The sequence below is a fragment of the Mycobacterium sp. genome, assembly GCF_035499775.1.
GTDB lineage: Bacteria > Actinomycetota > Actinomycetes > Mycobacteriales > Mycobacteriaceae > Mycobacterium.
This window is the reverse complement of record NZ_DATJYB010000205.1, coordinates 1-8,097: the sequence shown is the minus strand read 5'-3', so window position 1 is coordinate 8,097 and position 8,097 is coordinate 1. Positions and strand designations below refer to the sequence as shown.

Sequence of the window (8,097 nt, the reverse complement as noted above, 5' to 3'; positions counted from 1 at the left end):
GGCGTGGGCGGCCGCCATCAGCAGCGGCGCCGGATTGTCGGCGAACATCGGGCTGGCCAGCTCGGCTTCGCCCGGCCCACGATGGCCGACGGAGGCGATGGCCGCATCGAAGTTGCCGGCGGTGTTCGGGAACAACACCCGCAGGCCGTCCAGGTCGCCGCTGCGCGCCAGCGCGAGAAGTTGTGGGTCGCGGCGCAACACCGCCGCCAACTCCGCGGTCACCGCGGCGATGCGGCCGCTTTCCATGATCGTGCTCACCCCGGACAGGTGTTCGCCGGCGCTGGTGTGCTGTAGCGCCGCCGCGGTCACGCCGCTGTCGATCACCCACAGCGCGGTGTGGACCCAGCCCTGGTGAATCCGATCCCGCAGCAACGGTATCCGCACCTGCAGAGTGGCGTCGGGCAGCGACGCCAGTTGCGCGGCATCCAGGTGCTCGGCGGTCGCGGCCGCACTGTAGGCCGCAGTGTCGGCCCGCAGATGGCGCAACAGGGCCAGCGACCGCGCGGTGACGAGCGCTTTGGCGACCGACCCGAGCGGTCCGCCCGCCAGTTGGGGCCGGCCGAACGGCAGGAGTTCGGTGCTCCGCTGCTGGTCGCCGAGTGCACGCTGGGTAACGGCCTGCTGGTCCCAGCCGGGCAGCTGGGTGGCGGCCACGACATTGGCCGAGACCCCGACATAGGGGCGATGACCGAACACCGCGAAGGCCCTACTCCCCCATTCGTCGCCGACGACGCCGCCCAGTGCCAGCACCCGACCCATCACCCTGCCGGCCGTGCGCAATCCGTTCATCTGGACATCCAGCGTGATCGGCGTCAATGGACCCGGCAGCGCTTCGGCCAGGCTGGTCGCGCTGAAGACCGGGAACCGCGGGTCGATCCGGTCGTCGAACTCACCCTCCAGCCCGTCGGGCGCCGCGGAGCGCAATTCGTCGGACGGCGCGGCCCGCGGGAGCGGCTCCACCGGCAGCGCGAGTTGACCGGAGTGGTAGGTGGCGCCGGCCGCGTCGAGTCGCCGGCCCACCAGACCGCGCCCGGTGTCGACCACTGCCTCGCCGGCCTGCCAGCCGAAGCTGAACGGCCAATCCTCTTGCACCCCAGCGATATCCATCTCGGGGAACAGCTCGGCCCAGGGTCGCACCCGGTGTACCCGCGACCGCGGGTCAACGGCGCGCAGCAACCGCCACGCGGTGATCATGTTGACGGTGTCCGGGGTAGCCAGGTCGATTACGCCGGTGCGGTCGGTGCTCAGCGCCGCAACCAGGAACCGGACCAGGTCGTCGAGGTGCAGCACCCGCATCGGCCGCGCCGAGATCTTGGTGCGCAGCAGCGTGGCCACGGTGCGGCACACCATCCAGTCGAGCTGGCGGCCGACCGGCGGTGCGATCCGGACGACCAGGCTTGGCCCCCAACTGGTGGACACCAGCGTTTCCGCCGGCCCGTACAGCTCGGGCTGTCCTGCGGCCTGGGAGACGAAGAGCAACCGGGCGCCGGCGCGGGCGGCCGCGTGGGTGACGTGCGCGACGCCGTTGATGCCCTCGCCACCAGGGGCGGTGGTGTCCACCGGAGCGAGATGGATCACCGCGTCGGTGTCCTCAGCCAGATCTTGCAGGACGGGATCGCTCAGTGGAGCACAAACAAGGTCGACCTGGGGAGGCATGAACTCGTGTGGGCGCTGCGCGATGCCGCTGACCGAATGCCCCGCCGCGATCAGGTGCCGCGCCACGAGTCGGCCGACTGCTCCGGTAGCCCCGGTTAGCAGGATCCGCACTCCGACTCACCTCCCAACCTCGACAATAGGCACCTGCGCCTGGTCCGCGCCTCTTTTGCTAGCTCAGCGTCGCCGTGCCGTCGGCGCTGACGGCAACCTTGGCGCCGGCGATATCTTCACGAATCGACAGCTCAGCGGCGGCGGGGTCGGCGATCAGCGCCAGCACGCGGGCATCCTCGGGTGTGCGCACGGCCAGGAATACCCGTTCCGGTTGTCCGTCCCGGCTGAACGGAGTCGTCCAGGCCTCGACCGTCCCGGCGCCCTCCCACTCGACCAGGCCCTTCCGGGTGGGTTCACGGTCCACCGCGGACTGCACATCCTCCCAACGAAAAGAATCGGGTGGCTCGGTGCCGTAGACGCCGAAGCTGTGCTTGGTCAGGTAGCCGCCGTTGGCGGTGATCAGGCCGCGCCGCCCCGGATTGGCGACCAGCAGCCCGGCCATGGTGGCGATGGAATGCATGACGTAGTTGCTCCACGGGCCGCCGGCGAAGGTCAGTCCGCCGGTGATGGTCAGCGGACGACCGGGATCGTCGACGCTGAGGCCGAGTTCGGCGGCCGCGACCTGAACGGCGGACGGGAAGCACGAGTACAGGTCGACGTAGTCGATGTCGTCGACCGTCAGGCCGGCCAGCTCCAAGGCCCGTGCGCCGGCGATCCGGATGGCCGGCGACCGGTGCAACTCGGCACGCTCGGCGATGGCGGAGGTGTCGTGTGCGTCGGTGCCGGCCTGTGGGTAAACCCAGCGCTCGGCCGGGATCTGCAGCTGTTTGGCCTGCTCGACCGATGTCAGGATCAGCGCGGCGCCTTGGTCGACCATGTTGTTGGAGTTCATCAGCTTGGTGTAGGGCCAGCTGATCATCCGGTTCTGCGGGCCGGGTTGAGCGATCTCCTCGGCGGTCACCGGCTTTTGGATCCAGGCGTGCGGATTGTCGACCGCCACGGCGTTGAAGCGCGCCCACAGCTCCGCGATACGGCCGCGATGGTCTTCGATCGATTCGCCGTTGGCGATCCGCAGCGCCTCCTCGAACAGCGGGTACACGTAGGCCGGGCGATCTAGCTTGATCCTGATTTCGGCGTCACCGGCCATCGGCACGTCGTCCCCGGCCACCTCGGCCATCGGGACCGATCCGTCCTGCGCCGTCCACACCAGTTTGCTGCCTTTGGCCCGCATCCCTCTGCGGGTGCGCCAGGTTTCGGCGCCGGCCAGCAGCACCACGCCGTCGCGACCCAGCTGGATGTCCAGGCAGGCCTGGTTGACCAGCGACTGCGGCACGTTGCCGCCGACCGGGCTGTAGAGAGTGGTGAAGTTGCCGGCGCCGATCCGCTCGCCGAGCAGCAGCCCGGGATCCCGGTATTGCGCCGACAGGATGTTTACCACCCGGACCGAGTCGACGGCTTCGAGAACCTGGGCGTCGCCCGCCTCCCGGGCCGCGGCGACCATCAGGTCGACCGGTTCCACGGACCGCGTCTCGGGGTCGATCTCGCCGCGATGGTTGACCTGGCCGTAGCCGATCAGCACCGGCGTCCTGGGGTCGACTGGCATGGGTCGAACCTATCGCGGCCAGGTTGCGGGCCGGGCACGGCCTGACGTCGCTAGGCGAACAGCGCTCCGGCGGTGATCAGCCGCTCGGTCTCCCCGGCGCCCAACCCGAGCACGTCGCGGCAGATGTCGCGGGTGTCCTGACCGGGCAGCGGCGCCGGGCGCTGCGGCGCCGGCGGGATGTGCCGAAACGGCGCGGGTCCCGTCTCCGTGGGCAGCGGATGCTCGATCAGCGGATGCACCATGTCGCGGAACACGTTTCGTTCGACCAGCTGTGGATCGTCGAGCAGGTCGGGCGCCCGGTTCATCGGACCGGCCGGCACCCCGGCCGCCTGCAGCGCTTCGGCCGCCTGCACCGGGCCGCGGGTTCGCGTCCAGGCCGACAGCAGCGCCACCAGCTCGTGCCGATCGGCCACTTCGGGCTGCCCTAACGCCGATCTGACACCACGCCACTCGTCGTCCGACCCGATCGACACGACGCACCATTCGTCGTCGCCGGCGCACGGATACACCGCGTGCACGCTGGTGTCATCGCGGATGTCGGCGCTGCCCGCGCCCAGGGCGGCCTGGGCGACGTAGTGGACATCCAGTTGGTTGACGACGACCTCGGCCTGGGAGATGTGGACGTTGGCGCCGCGGCCGGTCCGGTCGCGGTGGATCAGCGCGGCCAGCGCCGCGATGGCCGTGACCCGCCCGACCACGTGGTCGGGGAAGATCGTCGTCGCGTCGTAAAAGGCCTGCCGAGAGCTTTCGTCGCGCGCTTCGTCGGACGTCCAGAGCCGGGTGACACCGGTGGCGGCGCGGACCAGCGGGCCGTAACCCATCCGCCTGCTCCACGGCCCCTGGTTACCGTAGGCGCTGCTGCCGGCGAGCACGATCCGCGGATTGAGCGAACGCAGTGTGTCGTAGCTAAAGCCAAGTGCGGTAAGGGTTCCCGGCTTGAAGTTGGCGAACACCGCGTCGGCCTTGGCGACCAGTTCGCCGAAGATCTCCTTGCCCGCGGCGTTGCGCAGGTCCAGGCCGAGTCCCAGGTGGTTGCGGTGGGTCCGGGCGAACGACTCGCTCATGGCGGCGCCCACGCGTGACTGCCGCAGCCCGTCCGGGTAATCGGCGCTTTCGACCTTGATGATCTGGGCGCCGAGATCGCCGAACAGCCGGCCTACCTCGCCTCCGGCGACGATGATGCCCAGATCGAGGATCCGCAGCCCGTCAAACGGGTAGTCGCCCACCTTGCCCGACGGTGCGGGCACCGGCGCCGCGGCGGCCCGCCAGCGCGGTTCGTCGTGCCCGACGGCGGGTGCCGGCGTCCGGAAACCGCTGCGCTGCCCGTCGACGACGAAATACCCGGTCGGCACCTCGACATGGACGCCGGGCGCGAGTTCGGCGTCGGTGATCGCGCCCACAACCTGGAAATGGTCGGACGCCAGGATCCGGGACGGGGTCAGCACGGCGGAAATCGGCACGCCGTGCGCTTGCCCGGTGGTCACGAGCTCCCTCATGGTCTGCTCGGCGAACAGCGCCTGGACCAGCACGCCGATCTGCGGCCAGGCGGCGAAGCGTGCGCCGAGCAGGTCGTATTCGGGGTCCTGAAATTCGTGCGGCTCGCCCAACCAGCGACGCAGGCCGCGCCACTGCCGCGGGGCCATCACGCACAACCGGACGTAGCCGTCCCGGCATCGATAGATCGGGTAGGTGTCCTGGTCTTTCGGGCGGCCCCGCCACTCCCCGGCCCCGCGCCGCCCGGCAGCGACCTGGCCGTGCGCCCCGAACACCGGATCGAGCGCCATCACCACCGCGTCGAAGCGCGAAAAATCGATGTAATCGCCTGTACCACAACGCAATCTGTTGTAATAGGCAACGAGCGCGGACCACGCGGCCTGCACCGCGGCGGTAGCCGACGCGATGCCGTCCGGCGGCAGCACCGGGGTGCCGGAGGTGGGACCCGAGCGGGACAGCGAGCCCGACATCGCATACAACACCGGGTCGGTCGCGCGCCATGACGACCGTGGACCCGTCGCGCCGAAGTCGGTGACCGACAACGCGACCAGGTGCTGGTAGCGGTCGGCCAACTCCGCACCCGACGTCCCGTACGACGCGGCCAGCCCCGGCCGGCCACTGTCGACGACGATGTCGGCACCCTCGGCAAGGTGCAGGAGGCGCTGGCGGTCGGTTGCGTCGAGCGGGTCGAGCACCACGCTGCGCTTGTTGGCGTTGTGCACGGCGAACGGCAGACTCAGTCCGGCCAGCGTCGGCAGCGCGGTGCGTGCGGGGCTGCCGCCGGGAGGTTCCACCTTGAGCACGTCCGCACCGAGGTCGGCGAACAGGCGGGTCGCCACGTCGGCGGTGGCGTCGGACAGGTCGAGGACGCGCACGGCGTCGAGCAACCGGTCGGCCACCTGCACACCGTACCCACGTCGGTTATCGTCACAGGCCGGCGCACGCGGGGATGGAGGCAACCAAGGGATGACCGCTCACTTGAGCTACGTCGAGGCCGTTCTCGTCGGCGCGTTCCAGGGCGTCACCGAACTTTTCCCGGTCTCCAGCCTCGGGCATTCGGTGCTGGTGCCGGCCCTGGTGGGCGGGCAGTGGGCCCAGGACCTCAACGTCTCGACTCCCGATTCGCCGTACCTGGCGTTCATCGTCGGCCTGCACGTCGCCACCGCCGCCGCCCTGCTGTTGTTCTTCTGGCGTGACTGGCTGCGCATCGTGTCCGGATTCGTCTCCTCGGTGCGGTATCGGCGCATCCAGAGTCCCGACGAGCGGCTGGCCTGGCTGATCGTGGCGGGCACAATTCCGGTGGGGCTGGCAGGCGTGACCCTCGAACACCTCTTCCGCACCACGCTGGGCAAGCCCATCCCGGCCGCGGTGTTCCTGATCGTCAACGGCGCCGTGATGTACGCCGGCGAGGTGTTGCGCCGCCGCGCCGCGCCCGGGGCTGACGACCAGCATCAGGAACACACCGGCGAGGCCAGCGACAACCGGCTCGCCCAAATGCCCATCGGTCGTGGTGCGCTGGTCGGCTCCAGCCAGGTTCTGGCGCTGCTGCCTGGCATCAGTCGGTCCGGCATCGCCATGGTGGCAGGCCTGTGGCGGGGTCTGTCGCACGAAGACGCAGCCCGCTTCTCGTTTCTGCTGGCGACGCCCATCATCCTGGCCGCCGGCGTGTACAAGATCCCCGATTTGTTAGGGCCGATGGGGACGGGGATCGGCGGCCAAGTGGTGGCCGGCAGCGTCGCTTCGTTTATCTGCGCCTACCTGGCGGTGCGGTACCTCACCCGGTACTTCCAAACCCGCACCCTCACACCGTTCGCCATCTACTGCGTGCTGGTCGGTGCCGCCAGCCTGGCGTGGCTCACCCTGCACTGAACCACAGGGTTGTTGCGCAGGCTGACAGTCGCGTGCTGTGCTTACCGAATCGCAAGTTGACACCCGTCAAGATCCCGGAGGGACGAAAATGGCCGATAGCGCATCCGTGGGTCTGAGGGTCCGGGACAAGGTGGTCGTGATCACGGGAGGCGCCCGGGGCATCGGATTGGCCACCGCGACCGCACTGCACAAGCTGGGCGCCAAGGTTGCGATCGGCGACATCGACGAGGCGACGGTGAAGGAGTCGGGCGCCGACCTGGGCCTCGAGGTGTACGGCAAGCTCGATGTCACCGACCGGGAGTCGTTCTCGGATTTCCTGGACCAGGTGGAGCGCCAACTCGGCCCGATCGACGTGCTGGTCAACAATGCTGGCATCATGCCGGTCGGCCGGATCATCGACGAGCCGGACGCGGTCACCCGGCGCATCCTGGACATCAACGTCTACGGCGTGATCCTGGGCAGCAAGCTGGCCGTGCAGCGCATGGTGCCCCGGCGCCGCGGGCACGTCATCAACGTCGCCTCGCTGGCCGGCGAGCTCTATGCCGTCGGGCTGGCCACCTACTGCGCCAGCAAGCACGCGGTGGTGGCGTTCACCGACTCGGCACGGCTCGAGTACCGCAAGGCCGGGGTGAAGTTTTCGATGGTGTCGCCGACGTTCGTCAACACCGAGCTCACCGCCGGCACCCACGGGGCCAAGGGGTTCAAGAACGCGGAGCCGGGCGACATCGCCGACGCGATCGTCGGGCTGATCGCGCACCCCAAGCCGCGGGTGCGGGTCACCAAGGCGGCCGGCGCGATGGTCGCGTCGCAGGTCTTCATGCCGCGGGTGGTTCGCGAAGGCCTGAACCGCCTCCTCGGCGGCGAGCACGTCTTCACCGACGACGTCGACGTCGAGAAGCGCAAAGCCTACGAAGCCCGGGCCCGCGGCGACGAGTGAGCACCACTTAGCGCGCCGTTCACCCAAGGCCGGGAGAATCGGCCGGATGAGCCCAGAAACCCTTTCCCACGACGAACTGGCCCTCATCGACGCCTATTGGCGTGCCGCCAACTATCTTTCGGTCGGGCAGATCTATCTGTTGGACAACCCGCTGCTGGCCGAGCCGCTGTCGGCCGAGCACGTCAAACCCCGGCTGCTGGGTCACTGGGGCACCACGCCCGGGCTCAACCTCATCTACGCCCACCTCAACCGGATCATCCGCAACCGCGACGCCAGCGTCATCTTCGTCACCGGTCCCGGTCACGGTGGTCCGGGACTGGTCGCCAATGCCTACCTCGAAGGCACCTACAGCGAGGTGTACAGCGGCATCGGCGAGAACACCGACGGCATGCGTCAGCTGTTCCGCCAGTTCTCGTTCCCGGGCGGCATCCCCAGCCACGTCGCCGCCCAGACCCCGGGGTCCATCCACGAAGGCGGCGAACTCGGC

Annotated in this window: 5 protein-coding genes and 1 pseudogene; 3 read left to right on the top strand and 3 right to left on the bottom strand. The window is 69.4% G+C overall.

What is annotated here, in order from left to right:
• The 3 genes from VML93_RS13695 to VML93_RS13685 form a co-directional block, all read right to left on the bottom strand.
• The coding region (locus VML93_RS13695) for an NAD-dependent epimerase/dehydratase family protein (protein WP_325611357.1) at positions 1 to 1,767 on the bottom strand (1,767 nt) is incomplete at its 3' end.
• A 58-nt stretch (positions 1,768 to 1,825) separates the two neighbouring features.
• Positions 1,826 to 3,310 (bottom strand): acetyl-CoA acetyltransferase, encoded by a 1,485-nt coding sequence (locus tag VML93_RS13690; RefSeq protein WP_325611356.1) that lies wholly within the window; start codon positions 3,308 to 3,310, stop codon positions 1,826 to 1,828.
• Between the two features lie 50 nt (positions 3,311 to 3,360).
• Positions 3,361 to 5,709, bottom strand: coding sequence for a CoA transferase (locus VML93_RS13685; protein WP_325611354.1), 2,349 nt, complete (start codon positions 5,707 to 5,709; stop codon positions 3,361 to 3,363).
• A gap of 61 nt (positions 5,710 to 5,770) precedes the next feature.
• On the opposite strand from VML93_RS13685, the gene VML93_RS13680 reads away from it, so the two are divergent.
• The 3 genes and pseudogenes from VML93_RS13680 to VML93_RS13670 all read left to right on the top strand — a co-directional run.
• Positions 5,771 to 6,673 (top strand): undecaprenyl-diphosphate phosphatase, encoded by a 903-nt coding sequence (locus tag VML93_RS13680; protein ID WP_325611352.1) that lies wholly within the window; start codon positions 5,771 to 5,773, stop codon positions 6,671 to 6,673.
• 88 nt (positions 6,674 to 6,761) lie between these two features.
• Positions 6,762 to 7,610 (top strand): SDR family oxidoreductase, encoded by an 849-nt coding sequence (locus VML93_RS13675; protein WP_325611350.1) that lies wholly within the window; start codon positions 6,762 to 6,764, stop codon positions 7,608 to 7,610.
• A 46-nt stretch (positions 7,611 to 7,656) separates the two neighbouring features.
• A pseudogene (locus tag VML93_RS13670) lies at positions 7,657 to 8,097 on the top strand (phosphoketolase); the annotation flags it as partial.